Source organism: Sphingobacterium suaedae, from assembly GCF_042684625.1.
GTDB classification, from domain to species: domain Bacteria; phylum Bacteroidota; class Bacteroidia; order Sphingobacteriales; family Sphingobacteriaceae; genus Sphingobacterium; species Sphingobacterium suaedae.
Genome location: NZ_JBHULR010000003.1, coordinates 778,860 through 803,253, shown reverse-complemented (window position 1 = coordinate 803,253; position 24,394 = coordinate 778,860). Strand labels below are relative to the sequence as shown.

At 44.8% G+C, this 24,394-nt stretch carries 19 protein-coding genes and 1 tRNA gene; 14 read left to right on the top strand and 6 right to left on the bottom strand.

What is annotated here, in order from left to right:
* Positions 1 to 23: 23 nt before the first annotated feature.
* From ACFSR5_RS06880 to nhaA, 5 genes are all read left to right on the top strand, one after another.
* Positions 24 to 338 carry a hypothetical protein gene (locus tag ACFSR5_RS06880; RefSeq protein WP_380902056.1) on the top strand — a complete coding sequence of 105 codons (315 nt, stop codon included), beginning with the start codon at positions 24 to 26 and terminating at the stop codon, positions 336 to 338.
* Positions 339 to 378: 40 nt separating this feature from the next.
* Positions 379 to 2,718 carry a TonB-dependent receptor gene (locus ACFSR5_RS06875; RefSeq protein WP_380902054.1) on the top strand — a complete coding sequence of 780 codons (2,340 nt, stop codon included), beginning with the start codon at positions 379 to 381 and terminating at the stop codon, positions 2,716 to 2,718.
* Positions 2,719 to 2,730: 12 nt separating this feature from the next.
* Positions 2,731 to 3,360, top strand: a complete 630-nt coding sequence (locus ACFSR5_RS06870) for a hypothetical protein (RefSeq protein WP_380902052.1) — start codon at positions 2,731 to 2,733, stop codon at positions 3,358 to 3,360.
* Between the two features lie 106 nt (positions 3,361 to 3,466).
* Positions 3,467 to 3,538: transfer RNA gene (locus ACFSR5_RS06865), tRNA-Arg, on the top strand.
* Between the two features lie 94 nt (positions 3,539 to 3,632).
* Positions 3,633 to 4,811, top strand: coding sequence for a Na+/H+ antiporter NhaA (nhaA, locus tag ACFSR5_RS06860; RefSeq protein ID WP_380902050.1), 1,179 nt, complete (start codon positions 3,633 to 3,635; stop codon positions 4,809 to 4,811).
* Between the two features lie 162 nt (positions 4,812 to 4,973).
* On the opposite strand, the gene ACFSR5_RS06855 is transcribed toward nhaA, so the two are convergent.
* A complete protein-coding gene (locus ACFSR5_RS06855; protein ID WP_380902048.1) occupies positions 4,974 to 5,864 on the bottom strand; it encodes an OmpA/MotB family protein in 891 nt (296 codons plus the stop codon).
* A gap of 236 nt (positions 5,865 to 6,100) precedes the next feature.
* Here ACFSR5_RS06855 and ACFSR5_RS06850 point away from each other — a divergent pair, with 236 nt between their 5' ends.
* Complete coding sequence (locus ACFSR5_RS06850; protein ID WP_380902046.1) at positions 6,101 to 8,956, top strand: M16 family metallopeptidase; 2,856 nt, start codon at positions 6,101 to 6,103, stop codon at positions 8,954 to 8,956.
* Positions 8,957 to 9,022: 66 nt separating this feature from the next.
* Here the strand turns inward: ACFSR5_RS06850 and ACFSR5_RS06845 are convergent, their stop codons facing one another.
* Positions 9,023 to 9,883 (bottom strand): sigma-70 family RNA polymerase sigma factor, encoded by an 861-nt coding sequence (locus tag ACFSR5_RS06845; RefSeq protein ID WP_274265926.1) that lies wholly within the window; start codon positions 9,881 to 9,883, stop codon positions 9,023 to 9,025.
* Positions 9,884 to 10,227: 344 nt separating this feature from the next.
* Between ACFSR5_RS06845 and ACFSR5_RS06840 the strand changes: the two genes are divergently transcribed.
* Positions 10,228 to 10,440 carry a helix-turn-helix domain-containing protein gene (locus ACFSR5_RS06840; protein WP_380902044.1) on the top strand — a complete coding sequence of 71 codons (213 nt, stop codon included), beginning with the start codon at positions 10,228 to 10,230 and terminating at the stop codon, positions 10,438 to 10,440.
* A gap of 16 nt (positions 10,441 to 10,456) precedes the next feature.
* Here ACFSR5_RS06840 and fmt read toward each other — a convergent pair whose 3' ends face one another.
* The gene (gene fmt, locus ACFSR5_RS06835) at positions 10,457 to 11,371 is read right to left on the bottom strand and encodes a methionyl-tRNA formyltransferase (RefSeq protein ID WP_380902042.1); all 915 of its coding nucleotides are present in this window, start codon (positions 11,369 to 11,371) and stop codon (positions 10,457 to 10,459) included.
* 37 nt (positions 11,372 to 11,408) lie between these two features.
* Between fmt and ACFSR5_RS06830 the strand changes: the two genes are divergently transcribed.
* The 4 genes from ACFSR5_RS06830 (at position 11,409) to ACFSR5_RS06815 (ending at position 16,743) form a co-directional block, all read left to right on the top strand.
* Positions 11,409 to 12,668, top strand: coding sequence for an ABC transporter permease (locus ACFSR5_RS06830; RefSeq protein WP_380902040.1), 1,260 nt, complete (start codon positions 11,409 to 11,411; stop codon positions 12,666 to 12,668).
* A 229-nt stretch (positions 12,669 to 12,897) separates the two neighbouring features.
* Positions 12,898 to 15,054, top strand: a complete 2,157-nt coding sequence (locus ACFSR5_RS06825; protein WP_380902038.1) for a cation:proton antiporter — start codon at positions 12,898 to 12,900, stop codon at positions 15,052 to 15,054.
* A gap of 14 nt (positions 15,055 to 15,068) precedes the next feature.
* Positions 15,069 to 16,331: an NADP-dependent isocitrate dehydrogenase gene (icd, locus tag ACFSR5_RS06820; RefSeq protein ID WP_380902036.1), complete on the top strand. Its 1,263-nt coding sequence runs from the start codon at positions 15,069 to 15,071 to the stop codon at positions 16,329 to 16,331.
* A gap of 157 nt (positions 16,332 to 16,488) precedes the next feature.
* Positions 16,489 to 16,743 (top strand): hypothetical protein, encoded by a 255-nt coding sequence (locus tag ACFSR5_RS06815; RefSeq protein ID WP_380902034.1) that lies wholly within the window; start codon positions 16,489 to 16,491, stop codon positions 16,741 to 16,743.
* A gap of 4 nt (positions 16,744 to 16,747) precedes the next feature.
* Here the strand turns inward: ACFSR5_RS06815 and ACFSR5_RS06810 are convergent, their stop codons facing one another.
* Entirely contained in the window at positions 16,748 to 17,779 is a 1,032-nt protein-coding gene (locus ACFSR5_RS06810) for a LacI family DNA-binding transcriptional regulator (protein ID WP_380902032.1), read from the bottom strand.
* A gap of 91 nt (positions 17,780 to 17,870) precedes the next feature.
* Here ACFSR5_RS06810 and ACFSR5_RS06805 point away from each other — a divergent pair, with 91 nt between their 5' ends.
* From ACFSR5_RS06805 to ACFSR5_RS06795, 3 genes are read left to right on the top strand one after another with little or no spacing between them, the layout of a single operon-like run.
* Positions 17,871 to 19,352 (top strand): xylulokinase, encoded by a 1,482-nt coding sequence (locus ACFSR5_RS06805; protein ID WP_380902030.1) that lies wholly within the window; start codon positions 17,871 to 17,873, stop codon positions 19,350 to 19,352.
* Between the two features lie 6 nt (positions 19,353 to 19,358).
* Positions 19,359 to 20,687, top strand: a complete 1,329-nt coding sequence (xylA, locus tag ACFSR5_RS06800) for a xylose isomerase (RefSeq protein ID WP_380902028.1) — start codon at positions 19,359 to 19,361, stop codon at positions 20,685 to 20,687.
* Between the two features lie 47 nt (positions 20,688 to 20,734).
* Positions 20,735 to 22,417, top strand: coding sequence for a sodium/sugar symporter (locus ACFSR5_RS06795; protein WP_380902026.1), 1,683 nt, complete (start codon positions 20,735 to 20,737; stop codon positions 22,415 to 22,417).
* A gap of 137 nt (positions 22,418 to 22,554) precedes the next feature.
* On the opposite strand, the gene ygiD is transcribed toward ACFSR5_RS06795, so the two are convergent.
* Both ygiD and ACFSR5_RS06785 read right to left on the bottom strand, forming a co-directional pair.
* A complete protein-coding gene (gene ygiD, locus ACFSR5_RS06790) occupies positions 22,555 to 23,436 on the bottom strand; it encodes a 4,5-DOPA-extradiol-dioxygenase (RefSeq protein ID WP_380902024.1) in 882 nt (293 codons plus the stop codon).
* Between the two features lie 80 nt (positions 23,437 to 23,516).
* Positions 23,517 to 24,347: a helix-turn-helix domain-containing protein gene (locus ACFSR5_RS06785; RefSeq protein ID WP_380902022.1), complete on the bottom strand. Its 831-nt coding sequence runs from the start codon at positions 24,345 to 24,347 to the stop codon at positions 23,517 to 23,519.
* Positions 24,348 to 24,394: the final 47 nt, after the last annotated feature.

Below are 24,394 nucleotides of genomic sequence, written 5' to 3'. Positions count from 1 at the left end.
AATGTATCTTTGTACCGAAACACGTGACAAGGATTCTACAATATAGTATTTTGTTTATCGGACTCATTAGTCTGACACTAGCCTTTGCGCTCCAATATACACATGATACAACGCATTCTGAGTGCCATCGAGCGATGGAACATCACGATGACGAGGAAAGCTGTTCGCTTTGTTGGTTTGTCTTTCATCAATGTAGCGATATCCACAGCTTCGATGTCCTATTGCCCGAAATCAAGGCGTTCGACCGGTTTCTGATCCCAACAGAACATGCGACAATTAGGTACCGGTATGTTCCGATGCGTTACGAGGGCAATAAAGATCCGCCATTGTTGGTGTAAACGCCAACACATTGTTACCCCTATTTTTAATTACAATTACATGCAGAATAGAAGCTTACGGCTGCTGTTCGTCTCGTTTGTGCTATGCTTTTATAGCGTAACGACGACGGCACTTGCTCAGGAGAAATGCGCGTTGCGCATCAGAGGTTATGTGGTAGACGAGAATGGCTCGCCACTTCGGGATGTGCTGGTTCAAGCATCTGACGGCATGGCTGTTTCCACTGATCATCAAGGACGTTTCACCGTATCCTCCCTATGTGTAGGGATGCATACCGTGCGATGTTCGTTCGTGGGTTACCAAACGAATACGTCGGTCGTTTCTTTAGAGCGGGACACTATACTTCATATACAACTGCTAAACGATGCCATTCACCTTCAGGATGTGGAAATCATCGGTACGCAATCGGAGACTTTGTCGGTAGGCAAGCAGAAGTTGTCCCTTACCGAATTGCAGGAACGAAAGGGAATGACGCTGGCCGAATCACTGACGGCTTTGTCCGGAGTGACCACTATTGGAATGGGAAATAGTATCGTGAAACCCGTAATTAACGGACTGCATAGTAATAGGATCTTAATAATGAATAACGGGATTCGTCAAGAAGGGCAACAATGGGGAGTGGAACATGCACCGGAGATTGATCCTTTTGTTGCCGATCGGTTAGAGGTTGTCAAAGGAGCACAGGGGGTACGTTATGGCGCCGATGCCCTAGGCGGTGTCGTCATTGCCACGCCGAATGATATCGATCTCACCGTTCCATGGCAAGGCCGTTTTGATCTGCTGGGACAGTCAAATGGAAAAGGAGGGATGGCTCACCTCCGGTTGGAAGGCAATACGAGTTGGCTGCCGAATCTAGGCTGGCGCGTGCAAGCCTCCGGCAAAAAGCTCGGCAACTATACCTCGGCAGGTTACTATTTGGGCAACACGGGTGTGCAAGAACTTAACTATTCCGCCATGTTGCAGTACCGCGATAGCCTAAATTCGATAGAGGCATTCTATAGCCACTTTGGTACGGAGATAGGAATTTTTCTTGGTGCGCATATTGGAACCGTCGAAGATATTCAGGCACGTATTGCACATGGCCGTCCGTTTGAAACATATGATTTCAGCTATACGATTGCCGCGCCCAGGCAACAGGTCGCACACGATTTGATAAAAGCCAGTTGGAATCATCGTTATAGCCCAAAGTCATCGTTAACGATGGTATATGGCTTCCAGCGTAATCACCGAAAAGAATACGATGTTCGCCGGGTGGAATCTGACGATTTGCCTATGGCGGATATGGTGCTCACGACACAATCCCTGGATGCCATCTTCAAACAAGGGAACAGCTCTTTCGGCGTACAATCGTTGGTCCAAGTGAACAATAATACGCCAGGTACAGGAACCACGCCCATTATTCCTAATTTTGACAGCTACACCCTTGGGGCATTTGCTATTCATCAGTTTCATGTCCGCCGTCTGCATGCCGAATTGGGAGCCCGATACGATTTTAAGTATCTCGATGTGGCAGGCTACCGTTACAAGAAAGGGGCTGCCAACGCCGACGGAAGTATCGAACAGTATTTATTGACAGATACCCGGAAGTTCCACAATGCATCAGGCACCTTTGGCGTATTGTATCACTTCTCCCCGCAGTGGAGTTTGAAGAGTAATATCGGATTGGCATGGCGTGCACCTTCTGCTAACGAACTGTATAGTGATGGCGTACATCATGGTAGTGCAACTTACGAAGTTGGAGATCAATCGCTTCGCAGCGAAAAGGGACTTAAATGGATCAATTCCCTTCTATGGCATACGGATCGGATGCAGATGTCGTTGGATATGCATGCGCAACTCGTTTATGATTACATTTATGCGCAACCGAATCCTGATTCGGTAAGGCAAACGATACGAGGTACATTTCCCCTGTTTTCTTATCGGCAAGATGATGCCCTTTTCTATGGTGCCGATCTCAAATGGATGTATGGCATATGGCCTAATATTGATTATGAAGGTAACGTGTCGATTCTCCGTGCCGAGAACCGCACCCGCGACCGGTATCTGCCTTATATTCCTTCGGACAGGCTTCAGCACGCCGTGCGTTGGCGATACAGTAGGGATCAAAAAGAGCAAGATTATATCAAATTTGCACATCGGTTTGTGGCGCAGCAGACGCGTTACGACGCTGGCGCGGACTATGTAGCACCACCTCCTGCTTACCACCTGTTCGATGTGTACATCAGCAAACAATTTGCTTGGCGTAATGATCGACAATTGGTCGTTTTACTCTCGGCCGAAAATATCTTGAATAAAGAGTACAAAGATTATATGGACCGGTTCCGTTATTTCACGCATCAAATCGGTCGAAATTTTCACGTAAAAATATCATATACATTTTAATAACAGTTTATTATGAAAAAATTAAGTTTAACTATTTTCGCAGCGTGTGTATTGTTTTTAGCACCATCCTGTTCGAAAGATGACCCCACGCCCGAAGTTGATCAAGAAGAGGTGGGCGGTGCTACATTAACGTTTACTGAAGTCACGCGTATCGCACATGGCGATCATTTTGATTATGAAGATATTGAAAATGTCGAACCCAAAACGGTTTCCTATACCGGCAATCCTTTATTACCACCGACTGGTGCCCATTTGCACCTTGACGTGGGGAAAACGTATCGTCTGCAACTGGTGGCAAAGGATTTCGCGGGCAGGGAAACGCAGCATACGTTCGTGGAGCGGGACGACATCCATCAGGCCTTTATACTAGGAGCCCCCGAAGGAAGTCTTTCCTACGCATATGCCGATAAAAAGGCTAATGGTGATGCGGTAAATGTAGGGGTTACAGGTTATCTAACGGTGGAGAAAGAAGCCGACAGTTTTGTATTCCGTTATGTGGTACGGCATTTAAACGCAGGCGTCAAAGAGAAAATTACGGCCGCTGATTGGAACAATACCAACTTTACTCAGTTTACTGGAGAAAATGATCTTGATCTAAAAGTCGAAGTTCATTTGGTACCCGTTGGTGAGGATGGACATTAATAATCAATAGGTTAGCTCTACGGAGCCTTTTTTTCGTATTGGCGTGCAAAATAATCTGCAAATAAAGGTGTGAAGTAAGGCAAAAAGTGTTATTTTTGCACGCGAAGTCTCCGTAGTTCAATGGATAGAATTTCAGATTCCGGTTCTGACGATGTGGGTTCGACCCCCGCCGGGGACACTAAAAAGAAAAAAACAGGTAGCCCATCATTTGGCTACCTGTTTTGTTTTCTGAAAAGTATGTCGAGCAGGTGTATTTTCAATAACTTCGTATCATGGCAAAACGGATTAATTTAAAAACTTTTCGCGAATTTCTTAATTCGAGCACCGGAGGGGGTGTGCTTCTTCTGGTGTGTTTGGTGGCGTCGATGCTTGTCGCCAATTCTTCGTGGTCGGCGGGATTCAACGCGCTACTCGACACCTCGATCGGATTTGAGACAGAGGCTATACATTTACGTTACTCCGTTTCCGCTTGGATCAACGATGGTTTGATGGCTGTTTTCTTCCTATTGGTTGGTCTCGAAATAAAAAGGGAGCTCGTGGAAGGGGAGCTTTCCTCTCCGCGTCAGGCTGCTTTGCCTATTTTGGCCGCTGTGGGGGGAGCTATCGTACCTGCACTCATCTACCATCTGTTTAATGCCGGAGGGGCTACGCAGCATGGTTGGGGAATTCCGATGGCTACCGACATTGCGTTTGCGTTGGCGGTTATTTCTATGCTCGGGAGCAGCGTACCAGCTAGTTTGAAAGTCTTTCTAGCGGCGCTAGCGATTGTAGATGATCTGCTCGCGATATTGGTCATTGCCATTTTTTATTCGACCGAGCTTCACGGTATGTATTTGCTTTATGCCGGTCTGCTTTTTCTGCTGTTAATCGCCTTCAATCGATTTGGTGTCAAGAATATTTGGGCCTATCTTCTCCCGGGTATTGTTATTTGGTATTTCATTCATCATTCTGGCATACATGCAACTATTGCCGGTGTATTGGTAGCGATGACACTGCCCACAACACCCGATGATACGGAGTCCTCGCTAGAAAAGGTGGAGCATCTTATCGCTAAACCGGTAAATTTTTTAATTGTCCCGTTATTTGCCCTGGCAAATACGAACATTACGTTGCATAGCGCGATGCTAGGTGGGTTAACCTCCACGATGGGTTTAGGTATTATCATCGGGCTTTTCGTGGGTAAAACATGCGGCATATTCCTCACCTGTGTTCTGTGCGTTAAGTCGGGTTTGGCAACGCTACCCGAGCACGCCGCTTGGAAACATATGGTGGGCGTGGGAATGTTGGGTGGAATCGGCTTTACGATGTCCATTTTTGTTTCCTTATTATCTTTCCATGATCCACTCCACGTAGAAGAAGCTAAACTCGCCATACTTGTCGGATCTGTACTGTCGGGGCTATGTGGATATCTGTTCTTACGGGCGTTGGGCAGTAGCAGGCGGCACGCGTAGAGCCGGCCTGATTACAAAAACATCCGTTCGACGTATGTATGGTTGGGGCAGTAACGTAAAAACTAAAAACGCCATTGCTGAATCCTGTTGATACCATCCCAGCAATGACGTTACATGGATTAAACTATCCATTTGTTTCACCTACGTGTCTGCAATCGTAAGTTAAAAAGATTCTTCCGTGACTGTCGTATCCGAAGAAGACTCGGGAGCTTTATCAATTAATTCCATGAATTGATCCAGCTTTGGTGTAATGATAATCTGCGTACGACGGTTTCTGGCCTTTCCGTCAGGCGTACTGTTGTCGGCTATCGGATTATACTCGCCACGTCCACCCGCAGTTAATCGTTTTGGATCGACACCATACTGGTTCTGAAGAGCCTGAACAACGGAAGATGCCCGCAATGTACTCAAATCCCAGTTGTTGCGTATATTCGTTTTCGAAATGGGATCCGTATCTGTATTCCCTTCGATCAAAACTTCATAATCTTTATAGTCTTGGATAATTTTTGCGATCTTACTCAGGGTTTCACCTGCACGGTCCGAAATCTCGTAACTTCCCGACTTATAAAGCATATTGTCTGAAAGGGAGATGTACACAACGCCTTTTAAAACTTTAACATCCACATCACGCAGTTCTTCCCGGCTCAACGACCGCGTTAAGTTGTTTGTCAACACCAGATTGAGCGAGTCACTTTTGTTTTTCGTATTCACCAAATGCTGGATATATTTGTTAGAAGCGTTAATCTCATCAACAAGTTTCGAGATGTTCGCATTACCTTGTGTGTTTTGGTTGATACTTAAGTCCAATGATCCCTGCAATCTACCCAACGCTTCTTTCAGGGATGCGTTATTTTTACGTTCGTATTCCAATTGATCTTCTAGACTTTTTATTTTTGCTTTACTTTCGGCTAACTCCATCTGACCTTGCTGATAGCGTTCGGCCAAATCTTGGTGCTGGGTTTGTAGCGCTGTATATTTCTTATTGCTGACACAACTACTAAGAAATAATCCCGAAACCAAGATCCCCATGGTGATCATTCTTCTGTTTATCATATGATAGTTTTTCTTCATAAAAGTACAAAAGTAGTGCCTAAACGAATTGGCGAATATCCTAATTAGTGTTAAATATGCCTAGAAGGTTCATTATGCGTATGTCGGAAGGTTTTATGCGTCGATCACCGTTTAAAATCAGGCAAGTGTATCGTACGGTAAAATAAGCCATATCGTATTTTATTTGTAGAAATTTTGTACGTTTACGAAATAAGATCTCAATTTATTAACATACATATATGCATATTATTAAACCTATAGCACTCGCATTCCTACTTCCGTCTTTGGTGCAGACTTCCGTAGCTGCACCCACAAATATGTCTATCGAAGCCCAAACCGTACTTCGTGCGGATACCCTTTTGTGGGATGCCCCGCTGCCCTTCGACACGGAAGTGCGAACCGGTAAACTCGACAATGGCTTTCGTTATTTCATACGTAAAAATGTGGAGCCCAAAGACCGGGTTACGATGTATCTTGCCACAAAAGTAGGCTCTGTTTTGGAAACCAATGAACAGGTCGGTTTAGCCCATTTTTTGGAGCACATGAATTTTAATGGCTTAAAGCACTTTCCTAAGAATGAATTGGTGGATTATCTACAAAAAGCGGGGGTCCGTTTTGGCTCCGATTTAAATGCGTATACGGGATTTGATCAAACCGTATACCAGTTGCCGATCCCTTCAGATGATCCCGAACTATTAAAGAATGGGTTGCAGGTTTTGCGCGATTGGGCGCAAGACGCGTTGTTGACACCCGAGGAAATTGATAAAGAGCGGGGAATCGTATTAGAAGAAATGCGTGGGGGCAGAGGAGTCGCGCAACGCATGCGTGATAAATATTTACCCATCATGCTTAACAATTCGCGCTACTCATCCCGCTTACCTATTGGCACCGAACATAATATTAAGAATTTTCCGTACGAGGTATTGCGCGATTTCCACCGATCGTGGTATCGTCCCGATCTTCAGGCATTAATCATTGTCGGTGACATTGACGTAGATGCCATGGAGAAAGAAGTGACGCGTCTATTTACGGATCTGAAGTCGCCAGCTAACTATCCTCCGAGAACGGAATATCAGGTTCCTTTGCTCAACAAAAATCAGTTTATAGCAGTCACGGATCCCGAAATGACATATACAGTCGGGCAGATTACCATAAAACACCCCGAGGAAAAGGTAGAGACCGTGCGCGATTTCAGAAGGGATATACTCAAATCGGTATACAATAACATGCTAAATGCCCGTTTAAGCGAACTTGGACAATCGGCCAATCCACCGTTCATTCAAGCGGGCGTAGGTATAGGAAGCTTTTTGGGCGGTTTGGACGCCTTTAATGCGAACGTGGTGGCGAAGCCGAACGAGTTGGAACATGGTTTTAAAGCGCTGCTTCGGGAGCTCGAACGGGTACAGGAATTCGGGTTTACCGAAACAGAATTTCAACGCGCGGTCAGTGTAATCCGAAAAGGTAACGAGACTGCCTTTGTAGAACGAGATAAGAAGAAGTCGGATAGTTATGTGGATAGGTATTTAAACTACTACCTGGAGGATAGTCCTGCTTTAGGCAATGAGGATTCCTATGCATTGTATAAACAATTACTGCCGACGCTATCGCTCCGGGAAGTCAACCAACTTAATCAGCAGTACTACGTAGACACTAACCGTGATGTCATCATTATGGCTCCCGACAACGAAAAAGATAATCTCCCGGATGAAGCTCGTATGTTAAGTTGGTTGGCGGAGATTGAAGCAGAGCCACTCACAGCATATGAAGATAAAGTTTCGGAACTGCCTTTATTATCGGTGCAGCCGGTAAAGGGCAGCGTTGTTGACAGCAAAGAGCTTGTCTCTATCGCGTCGAAAGAGCTGATCTTAAGCAATGGCGTCAAAGTCGTCTTGAAACCAACAACGTTCAAAAATGATGAAATCTTGATCAGTGCTTTCAGCCCGGGAGGCACATCCTTATATTCCGACGACGACTATTTCTCGGCATCGCATGCTGGGGAGTTAGTAAATAGCAGTGGTATAGGACAATTAAATACAATTGAACTTCAGAAGTATATGACCGGTAAAAACGTCAATATAAGTCCATATGTGAGCGAACGCGCGGAGGGTATTTCGGGCTATGCAGACAAAGAAGGTCTGCCAATTGCGTTCGAAATGATCTATGGCTATTTCACGGAGCCCCGAATAGAGGATGATGTGTATCAAAGTACGATCGCGAAAACAACATCTATGATTGCCAATCGGGAGAGTAATCCAAATTTTGTATTCAGTAAAGCCGTTCTGGAAAGCCTATATCAGGGCAATATACGCCGGATGCCGATATCCGCGGAAGGGGTGAAGAAAATCAATCAAGAACGGGCACTGTCGATCTATAAAGAACGGTTCGCTGACGCCTCCGACTTCGTATTTACGATTGTAGGTTCTTTTACCGAAGAAGAAATCCTTCCATTTATAGAAAGGTATCTCGCCTCGTTGCCCAGTTTGAACCGTAAGGAAGAGGCAAAAGATCTAGGAATTTATGAGCCAGAAAAAGGATTGGAGACCGTTGTCCATAAAGGTCAAGAACAAAAGGCCACGGCTGTATTGACCTATTATGGCGATTATACCTATAATCCGGAGGAAAACATAAATATGGATGCGTTAGAGCATGTGTTGACCACCAAGCTTTTAGAGCGTCTACGGGAAGAGGAGAGCGGTGTGTATGGCACAGCAGCGCGCGCATCGACCAGCAAATTCCCGAAAAATAGATTCAGTTTTACCGTATCTTTCGGTACCGCAGTTGACAAATACGAAGCTTTGATTCACTCCACGCTCGATGAAATAAATAAAGTGAAGACTAATGGCCCACTGCTTTCCGATTTAGAGAAGTTCAAGATAGAACAAAAGCGGCAGTTGGAGTTGTCGTTGAAAGAGAATAGATTTTGGATGAGTCACCTTTCTGGGGCATACCAGCGCGGTGAGGACCCTGCTCGTGTTAACCACTATCTCGAGGAGCTCAATCAAATTTCAGTGGAGTCGGTGAAAAAGGTCGCCAATACCTATTTGCAGGACGCGAAGTTGTTCAAGTTTATTTTGCTGCCCGACGAAAGTAAATAACGGGAATCCCGTGTATAAAAAATGCGCAACCGATGAGTTGCGCATTTGCATAAATAGATTAGGCGATTAACCTAAATAAGATTTTAAAATTTTACTGCGTGACGTGTGGCGTAGACGCTGAAGAGCTTTATCTTTAATTTGACGTACGCGTTCTCGGGTGAGGTTAAATTTCTCGCCAATTTCCTCTAATGACAATTGGTGATTGGTACCTAGACCAAAGAACAACACGATAATTTCTCTTTCTCTTTCTGTTAACGTCGCTAATGAACGCTTGATCTCTTCGGACAATGACTCGTCAATAAGCAAGCTATCGGTGTCCGGATCTGCATTTTCTAAGACATCTAATAGCGTGTTCTCTTCGCCCTGTACGAAAGGAGCATCCATGGATACATGTCTTCCCGAATTGCTCAGTGTATCAGATACTTTGTCTACCGTTGTCTCCAAAATATCCGCCAGCTCTTCCGGAGACGGTTCGCGCTCATATTCCTGCTCTAGTTTAGAGAAGGCCTTGCTAATCTTGCTCAACGAACCTACTTGGTTGAGAGGCAGACGAACAATCCGTGATTGTTCAGCAATCGCTTGCAGAATAGACTGGCGAATCCACCATACGGCATACGAAATAAACTTGAAACCCTTTGTTTCATCGAAACGTTTTGCTGCTTTTATTAAGCCTAAATTGCCCTCATTGATCAAGTCTCCTAACGTAAGTCCTTGATTTTGGTATTGTTTTGCGACAGAAACGACGAAGCGTAAATTGGTTTTAGTTAATTTCTCCAAAGCTACTTGATCGCCTTCGCGAATGCGTTGCGCCAAGATAACTTCTTCTTCCGCGGTAATTAAGTCTACTTTACCAATTTCGTGCAAATACTTGTCTAAGGACTGTGATTCACGATTGGTAATGGATTGTGTAATTTTGAGCTGTCTCATTTAATGTATAAATACCTTTCTCTTTGAAATGTCTGCAAAAATAGTAAATTCTACCGAAAATACCTTCATGTGAATGTAAATTAATCACTCTGTATGAGGTAGTTAAGAAAAGAAGATAATTGCTTTTTTTATAGCAAAAATTATTCCAATTCCTTTTCTTTTAAGGTTAAACGATGTTAATCCGGATTTGTTTTGTTGCGCCCTAAAAAAAATACTGTTGTAACGTGTTTATTATGAAAGGCTTCAGAAAACGATTTGTCGTCGATTTTGCTTTTCAATAAAACAAACATGTCCTAGAATTGTTACTTAGAAAATGTTTTTTTAACAATTTAAGTGTTCAGATTATGCCTATTCGAATTCATTTGGATGACATTATGTCTAAAAAAAAGGTCTCTCTAAACGAGCTTAGCCAAAAAGTTGGAATAACCCTATCTAATCTTTCCATCATCAAAAATGAAAAATCAAAAGCGATTCGATTAAGTACCCTAGACGCCCTCTGCAAGGCGTTGAATTGTCAACCAGGGGACATTATGGAATTTGTAGACGAGAAAGGATAAGTAATATATCCTGACGTTATTCAAATCGGAATCCTCGTAAGAATTCGACGATCTCCATTTTTCTTTTTCCTTCCAGTTGAAGCGACGTGATCGATAGCGATCCATCTCTCGTCGCAAAAGAAAGATAGTTTTTTCCATCGGTACGGTATGCCCCAGGTGCTAGGTCCAACGCCGGTCCCTTTTTTGTTTCAAATATCTTCAATACCTTACCTTCAAGTGTCGTAAAGGCCGTAGGATATGGGCTTAATCCCCGGATCTGGTTAAATACGTTGTCCGTCGTATTATTCCAGTCGATCAAGCAATCCGTTTTAAAGATCTTGGGTGCCGCTTTCAATTCTGTTTCCGCAAGGTGAGGCTGTGGAACAGGCGTGACGGTATTGTTCCGTAAGGCGGTCACGGTTTCCAGCAACACTTCCGCACCCGCCTGCATTAAACGATCATGCAAGATACCTGCCGTATCGTCTGGTCCAATGGCTACTTTTTTAGACAATAAAATGTTTCCAGTGTCGATTTCTTGCTGCAACAGAAATGTGGTCACGCCCGAAAACGATTCTCCGTTGATAATGGCGTGATTGATAGGTGCAGCACCGCGATATTGCGGAAGCAGCGATGCATGAACGTTAATGGTACCTTTGGCAGGCATACTCCAGACGGCCTCCGGAAGCATCCTGAATGCCACGACGATTTGTAAATCGGCTTGATAAGAGCGTAAAGCAGCTAAAAACCCTTCATTACGTAATTTCTCCGGTTGTAAGACCGGTAATCCTCTTTCCAGGGCATATTTTTTTACAGCAGATTCGTGCATTTTTTGCCCTCGGCCAGCCGGTTTATCGGGACTAGTCACAACCGCTACCACATTTTCCCCGGCATCTAATAAGGCGTGTAAGGACGCAACGGCAAAATCGGGCGTTCCCATAAAAATAATTCGCATAATCTCTATTTTAGTAGTGCAATCAAGATGTCGCTAAGTGACAAAAATTGTTAACTTTGCGAAGTTACAAAATAAATTCACGTTGAATTTTCCTTATTTCTTAGCCAGACGGATTTTGTTTACCGGACATCGAACGTTTTCGAAGCTTATCGTTCGTGTGACCATCGGTGCATTGGCGCTTGCAGTCTCTGCGATTGTATTGTCTGTTGCTATTTTGAAAGGCTTTAAAGCGGAAATTATCGAAAAGCAGCGTGGTTTTTTTGGAGATGTTATTATCACCAAAAACGACCTGAATGCGTCTTATGAAAACACGCCGATCCAGTTGTCTGCAGAAGAACTACAGCGCTTGAAGGGCTTACCAGCAGTCGTGGATATTACCCCATTTGCCACCAAAGCGGGAATCATGAATGTAAAAGGTGAGGTGGAAGGGGTTTTGCTTAAAGGAGTCGATAAAAATTATAATCAGCAATATCTACAAAAAAATATTGTGACCGGTGATACGCTCGATTTCTCGACGGGGGCGAATACCCAAATTCTTATTTCCGAATATCTCTCCAATCGTCTGAACCTACATGTTGGCGATAAGTTCATCATGTTTTTTGTGCAGGAACCCATACGTAAACGGCCGTTCACGGTAAAAGGGATCTATACCACACATTCTGAAGAACTAGATAAAACGTATGTGATCGGTAGTTTAGATTTAATTCGGCGGTTGAATAATTTGTCCGACAACGAAGTAGGAGCATACCAACTACGCCTGTCTTCATTTGACTCGCTCGAAACGGTCACTTATCAAGCGAACCAAGTATTGCCGGTTACGCTAAATGCTACCAATATTGTCGAGCAGATGCCTGACATTTTCAATTGGCTGAACATGTTGGACATGAATGACAATGTCATTTTTGTTTTGATGGTGGTCGTCGCTGTTATTAATATGGTTTCCTCCTTATTGATCAGTATCTTGGAACGGTCGTCCATGATCGGTATTTTGAAGGCGCTCGGTTATTCCAACACCGGGATTCGGCAGGTATTTCTGTACGGTTCCATGTACCTGATCGGGCTAGGGCTACTGATTGGAAATTTGCTGGCCATCTCCCTCTATATTTTTCAGACGCAAACACATTTTTTTACGTTGGATCCTTCCACGTATTACATTGCGTATGTCCCCATGTCGATTTCTTGGTTTGAAGTCGTCGGCCTCAATTTAGCGGTGGCAGCCATCGGCTTATTGACCTTATTTGTACCTGCTATGCTCATCAGCCGTATTTCTCCGATTAAGACCATCCAGTTTAAATAAGGCTGGAGGAGCTTCCCAACGCAACGAAACGATGTCCTTCTTTGGAGATCACGTTTGTTTTGGACAAATATTGGTCTATGTACATGTCGGCGAACGCCCATTTTTTTCTTTCGGGAGGCATACAAACGTTATATACAGTGTGATACATAATCGTCTGCTGTTGACACTAGGATATCGACTAAATTTTTCTTAATTTCCCGTGCAGATAGCAAGTTAGCAAATTGTATTTATGGATAAATTTTTACATCATATATCAGAAGCTTTTTCCACCCCTCTTACAAACCCTGTTCTTGTTTTCACCATCATTTTAACGATCATTCTCATTTCACCGATTATATTGCGACCGATTAAGGTGCCTGGTATTATCGGATTTATTTTATTTGGTGTCCTTTTTGGGCCACATGGGCTCAATTGGTTGTCCAAAATTGATAAAGTAACCTTGCAAGGAAATGGCGTGGACGCCATCGATTTGTTCTCCACCATAGGTCTGTTATATATCATGTTCATAGCCGGTTTGGAATTGGACATGAATGAATTTAAGAAAACCAAGAACAAGAGTTTACTCTTCGGTCTTTTAACGTTTATTATACCGATAAGCATCGGCTTTCCCGTATGCTATTACTTTTTAGGATATGAGTTGTTGCCCAGCATTTTGATAGCGAGTATGTTTGCTACGCATACGTTGGTATCTTATCCTATTGTTAACAGCTATGGGGTATCTAAAAATGAAGCAGTGGCCATTACGATTGGTGGAACAATCTTGACAGACACTGCCGTCTTGATTATTCTGGCTATTTTGACTGGAGCCGCTCAAGGACAGATTAATCAACAATTTTGGGTGACTTTAGGCGTGTCATTTGCTTTGTTTTTGTTCATTATGTTTGGCATTATACCTCGTATCGCCAAGTGGTTTTTCCAAAAAATAGAAAGTGAAAAGACTGCCCACTATATTTTTGTGCTTGCGGTGGTGTTCTTTGCTGCATTTTTGGCCGAGATAGCCGGATTGGAGCCTATTATTGGCGCGTTCGTCGCTGGGCTCGCACTGAATAAATTGATTCCACATTCCTCGGCGTTAATGAATCGGATCGAATTTATTGGAAATGCCATATTTATCCCTTTTTTCTTAATTTCCGTCGGTATGATTGTCGATGTCAGCGTGCTCACCAAAGGGCCTATGGCGTTGATTATTGCTGGAACGCTTACGTTCGTTGCTGTCACGGGCAAGTTCTTGGCGGCTACCGCTACACAGCTTGCATTTGCCTATTCGAAAAACCAACGAAACCTTATTTTCGGGTTAAGTAACGCCCATGCTGCGGCCACTTTGGCCATTATTATGGTGGGGTATGATAAAGAGATTATCGACGAGAACGTTTTAAACGGTACCATCGTACTTATTTTGATCACCTGTATCATCGCTTCCATGGTGACCGAGAACGCATCGCGCCGTATTGTCATGGAGGGACATCAAGATGACGAGCATGTGGAACATGTTCCTGAACACGAAGAGCAAGTGTTGATTCCGATTGCCAACTTGGCCAACATGGAGCCTATTCTCGACTTTGCCACGTTGATTAAGTCGAAAAAGTCGCATCATCCGTTAAACATCCTGAGCGTCGTCGCCGACAACGAGCAGGCCGAGCGAAATATGGTTAATGCCCGTAAAAACCTCGACAACATGGCGAAGTATGCGTCGGGTTCGGCCACAGAAGTGGAGCTATTGACCACGATCGATTTTAATATTGCGAGCGGTATAGGACGCACAGCAAGAGAGTTATTTGCCGACTGTCTAATCTTGGGATGGCCGAGCGCCACGTCATTTATTGAGAAAATTGTCGGTGAAAAAACGGAAAGTATCTTAAACCGTACAGATGCAAATTTGTTCATGTGTAAGTTGGATCATCCTTTTTTGTCCCATAAGTCGATCATTCTGTTTGTACCGCCTTTGGCCGAATCGGAAGTTGGTTTTGAATATTGGATGGAAAAGATGCTGAAGCTAGGGCAGGAGCTCTCGATACCTTTATTGTACGTTTGCGACTTGCGTACGCAAGCAGCAATCGAGACGCTTCTAGAGTTAGCGCAGACAAGTGTTCCCTTCTCGTTCGCCAATTACGAAGACTGGGATAATATATACGGGTTGGCGACGTTCAGCAATACCGACGCATTATTGGTTTTTGTGTCGTCGCGTTATGGAGAAGTATCGTACCGAGATTCGCTGGATGGCTTAGCAAAACGGGTGGGACGTTATTTTAAAAATCAGAACTTGATTTTAATATTTCCAAGCCGCCGTGAAAATCAACATATTGATGATTACGAAGACATACAAACGGCGCCTATCTTCAGAAAAATAAGCCGGGAAATCGGCAACATGTTTAATAAGGAGAAATAACTAAAGAGAGGACGATGGAGAACAAAATTTCAATGGGTACCACGGGACACCTGGAAGTTCCTGACCAGCCGACAATTCCCTTTATTATCGGAGACGGCATTGGACCGGATATTTGGCAGGCTGCTGTCCGGGTGTTCGATCAGGCGATCGAAAAAAGCTATCAAGGTAAACGGAAAATTGCCTGGAAGGAAGTACTGGCCGGGGAGAAAGCGTTTAACGAAACAGGCAGTTGGCTTCCGAAAGAAACACTCGATACGTTTCGGGAATACCTTGTTGGTATTAAAGGACCGCTGACGACTCCCATTGGTGGAGGAATCCGTTCGTTAAATGTTGCCTTGCGAAAAGAACTCGACTTGTACGTGTGTTTACGGCCAACAAAATGGTATGAAGGAGTGCCCTCGCCCGTGAAGCATCCCGAATATGTAGATATGGTTGTATTTCGCGAAAATACAGAGGATATCTATGCAGGGATCGAATTTGCCGCGGGAAGTAGCGAGGCAAAGCAAATGCAAGATTTTTTAAGTCAAACATTGCAGGTCGACTACGCTTTTTCTGCGGATACCGGAGTCGGGATAAAGCTAATTTCCGAAACGGGATCTAAACGCTTGGTACGTGCAGCTATTGAATATGCGATCATGCATCAAAAAACTTCCGTTACCCTCGTACACAAAGGCAATATCATGAAATTTACCGAGGGCGCATTCAAGCAATGGGGTTTCGATGTTGCTGAACAGGAATATGGAGAAAAGACCTATACTTGGGGGCAATGGGAACGTACGAAGGCGGAAAAAGGCCAAGAGGCTGCAAATGCGGAACAAAAACAAGCAGAACAGTCGGGGAAAATAATCGTAAAGGATATGATCGCCGATAATTTTCTTCAACAGATTTTACTAGCTCCCCGAGATTTTTCCGTGATCGCAACGCTGAATCTAAACGGAGACTATATCTCCGATGCCCTGGCGGCGATGGTCGGCGGAATCGGTATCGCGCCTGGCGCAAATATCAACTACAAGACGGGACACGCCATTTTTGAAGCAACCCATGGCACGGCGCCACGGTTTGCGAACACGAATACGATGAATCCGTCCTCGGTTATCCTGAGTGGGGTGATGATGTTGGAATATCTTGGTTGGCAGGAGGCTGCCGACGCTATTGTAGCCGCACTTTCTGAAACGATAAAAGAACGTACGGTAACCGTGGATTTTTACAATTTAATGGAGGCCGCAACGCTTTTAAAAACCAGCGAATTTGCCGATAAAATCATTGCAAAATTGTAACCTGAATCAAACAGGTCAACGGAATAGGAGGAATAGATGTCTATGCTGCCTGTGCGAATCAGAGAACAGCGCAGTGATCTCCAGCATATACCTGGACACGCGGATGTTCCGTTAGCTGACTCTCTTCTTTTCTACAAAAACGCTTATTTTTACAGGAATGGAACACGCTATCCTACCGCTGTTTATTCGGTCATCCCCTATCTTGACAGAAGGGGAAAAACAACAATTGGCTGCTACTGCGCAACCAACTGATGAAGAGGTCGATCTGATCCGGACGGATCCGGAAATTCGGGATCTCCTGCACGCCTTTATCGGCGATGAGCATAGCCGGAGCACACACTTACAGCTGAAAGCGAAATCGTACCTCGCCAACGGAAACGTCGATATGGCTTGGAAAGTGCTGCTGTTGTAGCGATTTACGATCTGGTTTTTCGATTCGTCGATTCCCGTGCCAACAGGAGCGGATCCAAAATAATGGGATCAATCTCTTTATCCGCAGAGGGGCTGCGTTCAATAATTTTTAAAAATAATTTTGCACACTCTTTACCCATTTGTAACGCTTGTTGATCGATTGTAGATAAGCTCGGTATAATATGTTCCGAAAAGTTCTGATTGGCAAATCCAATCACTCCGACTGCCGGCGGGGTTATCCCCTTTTCATGAAGGGCTTTAATAATTCCCAAAGCCACATAATCGTCTCCTCCAATAATGGCATCCGGCGCATCCTTGAGTTTCAGCAGTTGTTTCGCACCTTCGTATCCTCCTTCCACATTGAGCTCGCCGAATAATGCATAAGACGGTTTTAAGGCTATTCCGGCCTCTTGCAAAGCACGTTGATACCCCTCGAAACGCTCCCTGAAAATCTTGATCTTATGCTTCGTCGTAATATAAGCGATGCGCTGATAGCCCTTATCCAAAAGATGTTTGGTCGCTAAGTAGCCTGCTTGCTCGTCGTTTATCTTAACTGTCGGCGACTGTAAGTCGTCATGTGTACGATCAAATATAATCAACGGCTTGCCCTCTTCTTTTACTTTTTCAAAATGAGAAATATCCTGTTCTGTTTCTAACGATAAGGAAGCAATGATGCCATCGACCTGAGCCTCTAGCAGCGTGGAGATTCCGTTTTTCTCGGATTCTAACGATTCATTGGTTTGGTAGAGCAGGATACTATAACCGAACGATTTTAAATATTTTTCAAGCGCATGTATCACGGATGCAAAAAATTGGATTTGAGCACTCGGCAACAACACGCCGATGATATAGGTTTTTCCAGACGTTAAGGACGACGCGACCTTATTGGGTCTGTAGTTTAATTTTTTCGCCATGTCGAGCACAGCTTCACGCGTGGACTCACTAATGGTAGAAATATTATTTAACGCTCTAGAAACGGTAGAAACCGTAATGTTCAGCTCCTTTGCGATGTCGTAAATGGTTGTTTTCTTAGCCAAAATCAGTTTATTAAAAAAATTATTTTGTAAATATAAAATTTTATAAATAATTTTATGCAAGCGGTTGCATTTAATAAACCAATTCAAATTTATGTTACTATTAGGAATAGATCTGGGGACCTCTTCAATTAAGGTTTCCATTGTTGACGCAGTGAGCAAGAAGAAAATCGTGTCGACACAGTATCCCGAGACGGAAGCGGAGATCCTTTCAGATCGGTCAGGTTGGGCGGAGCAGGATCCACAGACCTGGTGGAACTATACGAAGGTCGCCATAAAAAAGGCTAATGCGACTGGCCTTTACAACCCGCAGGAAATTGGAGCTATCGGTATTGCTTATCAAATGCACGGTTTGGTCGTCGTTGATCAAAATTTGCAACCATTAAGGCACGCCATTATCTGGTGCGATAGTCGGGCTGTAGACATTGGGAACGACGCGATAGCTGACTTGGACTCGGTGGGTTTTATGCAGAGCCATCTGAATTCGCCCGGCAACTTCACGGCGTCGAAGCTCGCTTGGGTCAAGCAACATGAGCCCTCGGTTTATGAAAAGATTTATAAGTTCATGCTGCCGGGAGATTATTTGGGGATGTGCTTAACAGGCGAGATCAATACCAATCCCAGTTCTATATCTGAAGGGATTTTGTGGGACTTCCATAAGGGAGGGGTCTCCGATACGCTCCTGGAATATTATGGAATAGATCGTTCGCTGGTACCTGATATTGTGCCCATATTTTCGGATTATGGACGTGTATTGCCGGAAGTAGCCGCAGAGTTAGGTCTTCCTGCACATGCCTTTGTCGCATTTAAAGCCGGAGATCAACCCAATAATGCCCTTTCCCTAAACGTGTTAGAGCCTGGGGAAGTCGCCGCGACAGCCGGTACCTCAGGAGTCATTTATGCCGTGACCGACCAGTTGCTTTACGACCGCGAGTCCCGTGTCAATACATTTGCGCATGTTAATCATACGGCAGAGGCCATCCGATTGGGCGTTTTGCTTTGCATCAATGGTACCGGCATACAGAACAGCTGGATAAAACGCCTGACCGGTGGCGGCTTGGATTACGCACAGTTGAATGCGCATGCGTCGGCCGTTCCCATTGGGTCGGAAGGGGTGTCTGTACAACCCTTTGGCAACGGAGCGGAGCGGATGCTGAAGAATCGTACGGTGGGCGCACATATAGAGCAGCTGGATTTCGTACGTCATGGACCGGCACACCTGTGGCGTGCTGCACAAGAAGGTATCGCCTTTTCCTTTCGCTATGGGCTGGATATCTTACGGGAGAATGGGCTGCAACCCACCGTCATTCGCGCCGGTCATGCAAATTTATTTCTCAGCCCCGTATTCCAGCAATCGTTTGCCGGCGCGACAAATGTGCTGGTAGAGCTGTTTGATAACGACGGTAGCGTAGGAGCTGCGCTAGGAGCTGGCTTGGGGGCTGGCGTATTCGCAGATCGTAATGAAGCGTTTTCAGGCTTACAACGGCATGTTACCGTGGAGCCGACCGACATCGATCTGTATGAAACACTTTACGGAAAATGGAAACAGAGTTTAGAACGCAAATTATCAAATTAATATATAATGGAAATTTTATTAGGAAACCAAACGTATTTTAAGAATGTGGGACAGATCAGGTATGAAGGCCTCGAATCGGACAACCCTTTAGCTTTTCGCTGGTACGATGCTTCCCGCGTCGTTGCTGGAAAAACCATGGCCGAGCACTTCAAGTTTGCCTGTGCCTATTGGCATTCCTTCAATGGGAATGGATCAGATCCATTTGGAGGGCCAACACATTTCTTTCCCTGGGATCGTAAAGCGACAATCATCGAACGGGCAAAAGACAAAATGGACGCTGCTTTTGAATTTATGACGAAAATGCAATTGCCCTACTATTGCTTTCACGACGTAGATCTCGTGGACTATACCGACAACGTCTCGGAGAATGAGAAGAACCTCGCTGAGATCGTGGCTTATGCACAGCAAAAACAACAACAAAGCGGAATCAAGTTGCTATGGGGCACGGCCAATCTGTTCAGTCACCACCGTTACATGAATGGCGCTGCAACAAACCCGGATTTTCAGGTGTTGTCGCATGCTGGCGCACAGGTCAAGGCAGCCCTGGATGCAACGATAGCCTTAGGAGGCGAGAATTATGTCTTCTGGGGAGGACGTGAAGGATATATGTCCCTACTAAATACACAGATGAAACGCGAACAAGAGAACTTGGCGCGCTTCCTGCATATGGCGAAGGACTATGCGCGTAAGAATGGATTCCGGGGCACGTTTTTTATCGAACCGAAACCCTGTGAACCAACCAAGCACCAATATGATTACGATGCAGCAACGGTAATCGGTTTCTTACAGAAATACGATTTATTGGCCGACTTTAAATTGAATTTGGAAGTGAATCACGCGACCCTTGCAGGACATACCTTCCAGCATGAACTACAGGTAGCCGCTGATGCCGGTTTACTTGGATCCATTGATGCGAACAGGGGCGATTATCAGAATGGCTGGGATACCGATCAGTTTCCGAGCGACCTGAACGAACTTGCTGAGTCTATGTTAATTATTTTAGAAGCTGGCGGTCTGCAGGGCGGCGGAGTAAACTTTGATGCCAAAATACGTCGAAATTCGACAGATCCAGAAGATTTGTTCTATGCACATATCGGCGGCATGGATAATTTTGCCCGTGCTTTAATCATTGCAGATAACATTTTGCAACAGTCGGACTACCAAAAGATCCGCACAGAGCGTTATTCGAGCTTCGATAGTGGAGTAGGTGCAGATTTTGTGCAAGGTAAGTTGACATTGGAAGATCTACGTGATTATGCCGCTAAAAACGGCGAACCTGCTATCCGCAGTGGACGACAAGAGTATCTGGAAAATTTAATTAACCGATTTATTTAGTTTCTGATTTCTTTTATTACCTTCGTAATCGTGATCAAATAAACCGTATGAATAATATATTAACAACCAAAGATTACTTAGTCTTTCTTGTCTATTTCGTCATCGTAGCCACCTACGGCATTTGGGTCTATAACAAAAAGAGGTCCAGGGTAGTCGGTGGCGACTCCAAAGATTATTTTTTAGCAGAGGGTTCGTTGACGTGGTGGGCTATTGGAGCGTCATTAATTGCTTCCAATATTTCTGCGGAGCAGTTTATCGGAATGAGCGGTTCAGGATTTAAGATGGGACTTGCGATTGCGACCTACGAATGGATGGCCGCTATTACCCTAATTATCGTGGCCGTGTTCTTTATTCCGGTGTATCTAAAGAATAAAATCTTTACGATGCCTCAGTTTCTAAACAAACGATATAATGGAACAGTGGCTATGATTATGGCGGTGTTCTGGCTGATGTTGTATGTGGTCGTGAATTTGACCTCGATATTGTATCTGGGTGCATTGGCTGTGAGTAGTATTTCCGGCTTCAGTTTAGACTTGTGTATGTATGCAATTGCTGTCTTCGCAGTTATCATTACGCTTGGCGGAATGAAAGTCATCGGGTATACAGACGTTATTCAGGTTTTCTTCTTGATCTTGGGCGGATTGGCGACGACTTATCTCGCATTAAACCTCGTGTCGGAACACTACGGTGGAGAGGGCGTGCTCAACGGTTACGGTATTATGGTAAATAAGGCATCCGAACACTTCCACATGATCTTTAAACCAGACAACGAAAACTACCTGGACCTTCCGGGCCTTTCTGTGCTGATAGGAGGGATGTGGATTGTCAACTTAAACTATTGGGGATGTAACCAGTACATTACACAACGTGCATTAGGAGCCGATCTAAAGACGGCCCGTAATGGAATTTTGTTTGCCGCTTTCTTGAAGTTGCTGATGCCAATAATCGTGGTATTACCTGGTATTGCGGCTTATGTTTTGTGGAAGGATGGCTTGTTTCAAGCAGAAATGTTGCAGGGAGGTGAAGTGAATCCAGACCGTGCTTATCCGGTGTTACTGAATCTTTTGCCGGCAGGCCTAAAAGGGCTTTCCTTCGCCGCTTTGACGGCTGCGGTCGTAGCGTCCCTGGCTGGGAAAGCGAATAGTATCGCTACCATCTTCTCCCTGGACATCTATCAAAAGGTGTTTAACCGTGCAGCGAGCGAGCGGCAATTGGTAAACACGGGCAAGATCACCATCATCGTATCGATGATCTTAGCCGTCTTGATCGCTCCACATTTGGGTATTGATAAAAAAGGTGGTTTCCAGTACATACAGGAATATACGGGGTTTGTTTCTCCGGGTATTTTTGCCATGTTCATCCTCGGATTTTTCTGGAAAAAGACCACTTCGAACGCCGCATTGTTTGCAACGGTGGGTGGATTCCTGTTGTCTGTATTTTTCAAGTTTCTACCGACATTTGCTGATCTGTCGTTCTTGAGCTCTACTGGATTTTCGGTATTGAGCCCGATTAGCGGCTTGTATGAGATACCTTTTATTGATCGGATGGGCTTCGTCTTTATCATCTGTATCGTTGGTATGTATGTGATCAGTACGGTTGAAAACGCACGGGGTATTGTGCCAAACGGACTGGAAGTAGATACCAAGATGTTCAAAGCGCATCCCGGATTCGTTGCCGGAGCTCTTTTAGTAGCCTTGGCTACTGCGGCTCTGTATGCAATATACTGGTAGTGTCTTGATACATTATACGATAAAGCGCTTGCGGAATTCCGCAAGCGCTTTATGTTTATGGTCTCTGGCCTACGAAGACCTTATCGTTTGCCCATGTAGAGCCACCCTTTTGCTTTGGCATATGCATCAAAAAACCGCTAGCCAATTTTTACCGAAGTCATCGTCAAAGCGCCGGCGACAGGGCTGTCATTGAACAAAAAAAGGTCATCCTTTTGTTCTTGTAATGCCAGGCTATAAATTAAGGGTAAATAATGTTCAGGGGTGGGTATAGCCAGGTCAAATGCTTTGCCTTGATTTTTAAAGTCAACCAGAGCGCGGTGGTTGCCGTCTAGTATATACGATTTCATTTTTTCGTTCGCTTCCATAGCCCAGTCGTAACCGAATGTTCTGTTCAGATGCGGCCACGATACCAAGCGCAGATTGTGTACCATATTGCCGCTTCCGATGATGAGGACTCCCTTATGACGCAGCTTGGAAAGCTGTTTGGCCAAATCGTAATGGTAACTGGCGGGCTGTGTATAATCGATGCTTAACTGAATCACGGGGACGTCCGCATCTGGATATAGATGTTTAACGACAGACCAAGCACCATGATCGAGACCCCATTTATCATCGAGGTGTACTTCCGTTTTGTTAAGCAGGTGTTGTGTGGCCTGGGCGAGCTCCGGACTACCGGCAGCCGGATACTGCACATCAAAAAGTGCCTGCGGAAATCCTCCGAAATCATGTATCGTTGGTGGGTGTTCCATGGCCGTTACATAAGTGCCTTTGGTTTCCCAATGGGCCGAAATAACCAATATCGCCGTCGGTCTTTGTATGTCTTGACGAATATCGCGAAAGCCATTGACGAATTCGTTTTCTTCTATGGCATTCATCGGGCTTCCGTGTCCGAGAAAAAGTACCGGCATTTTTTGCGTAGTGTCGGTTTCCTCCAAAAAGCGATTTAGCGTTTGTAGTTTTGCGGCCGTACCTGTCAACGGGAGCAAGGCGGCAACACTGATAAACTCTTTGCGTGTCATATGTACTTCTGTCTTTTACACACAAAATTACACATGGCCATGCCGGTTGGGTATTAAAAATCGGAAAAAGTGTTGTCATTTTACGTAAAGAGGCGCCGCATCTCGGCACGGAAGGCCGTTGGCGTTTGTCCTGCTTTCTTTTTAAAGACGGAGGAGAAGTGTGCTTTATCCGCATAGCCCAATTCAAACCCGATGTCGGCAACGGGGCGGTCGGTACTCATCAATAGATTTTTTGCTTCGATCATTTTTCTCGTTTCCACAATTTCCGATACCGACTGTTGCATGATATGTTGGCAGATCAAGTTCAGGCTCCGCACACTCATGAAGAGCTTTTCGGCGTAATAGGTGACACCTTCCGGTCGGCGGAAATTTTCTTCCAGGATCGCTAGGAAATTGCGAAACGTGATGTCTTGTGTGGACAATAAAGAGTCCATTTCTGGATGCTGTTTGCTGCGCTCCGATTCAATCATGATAAACAATGCACTTAATAAGCTCTTGACGACAGAAAGATCTGGACGTTCGGCAGCCGCTTCGTCCTGGATTAAATCGTATAAGGTGACTAAGCGTTGAAAACATGGGCTACGCTGAAACGCAATATTGGCGTTGTCGTGATAGGTAGCATACAGATGAAATGTTGTTTCGGGGATAAACTCGCTTTTAAAGCGGATAACACGCAGGTCGCAGGCACCGGCTACGGTTACGGGCTGGATCCGGTGTACTTTCCCTTTGGTTACAAATATCACAAATGGCGCCTCGTACCGTGCTGACCGGTAATCAATAAAATGCTCCACCGCGCCATGCACACCGATAATGAGCTCTTCGAACGTATGGCTATGGATATCATTGGCAGTAGAAGCAATCGCTGTTGCATCCAGCGGCGTGACTTGATATATGTTAAACAGGTCTGTCATGCGGCTCCTTGGTGTGATAGCACAAGATACAAACAAAAAGGAAAGAT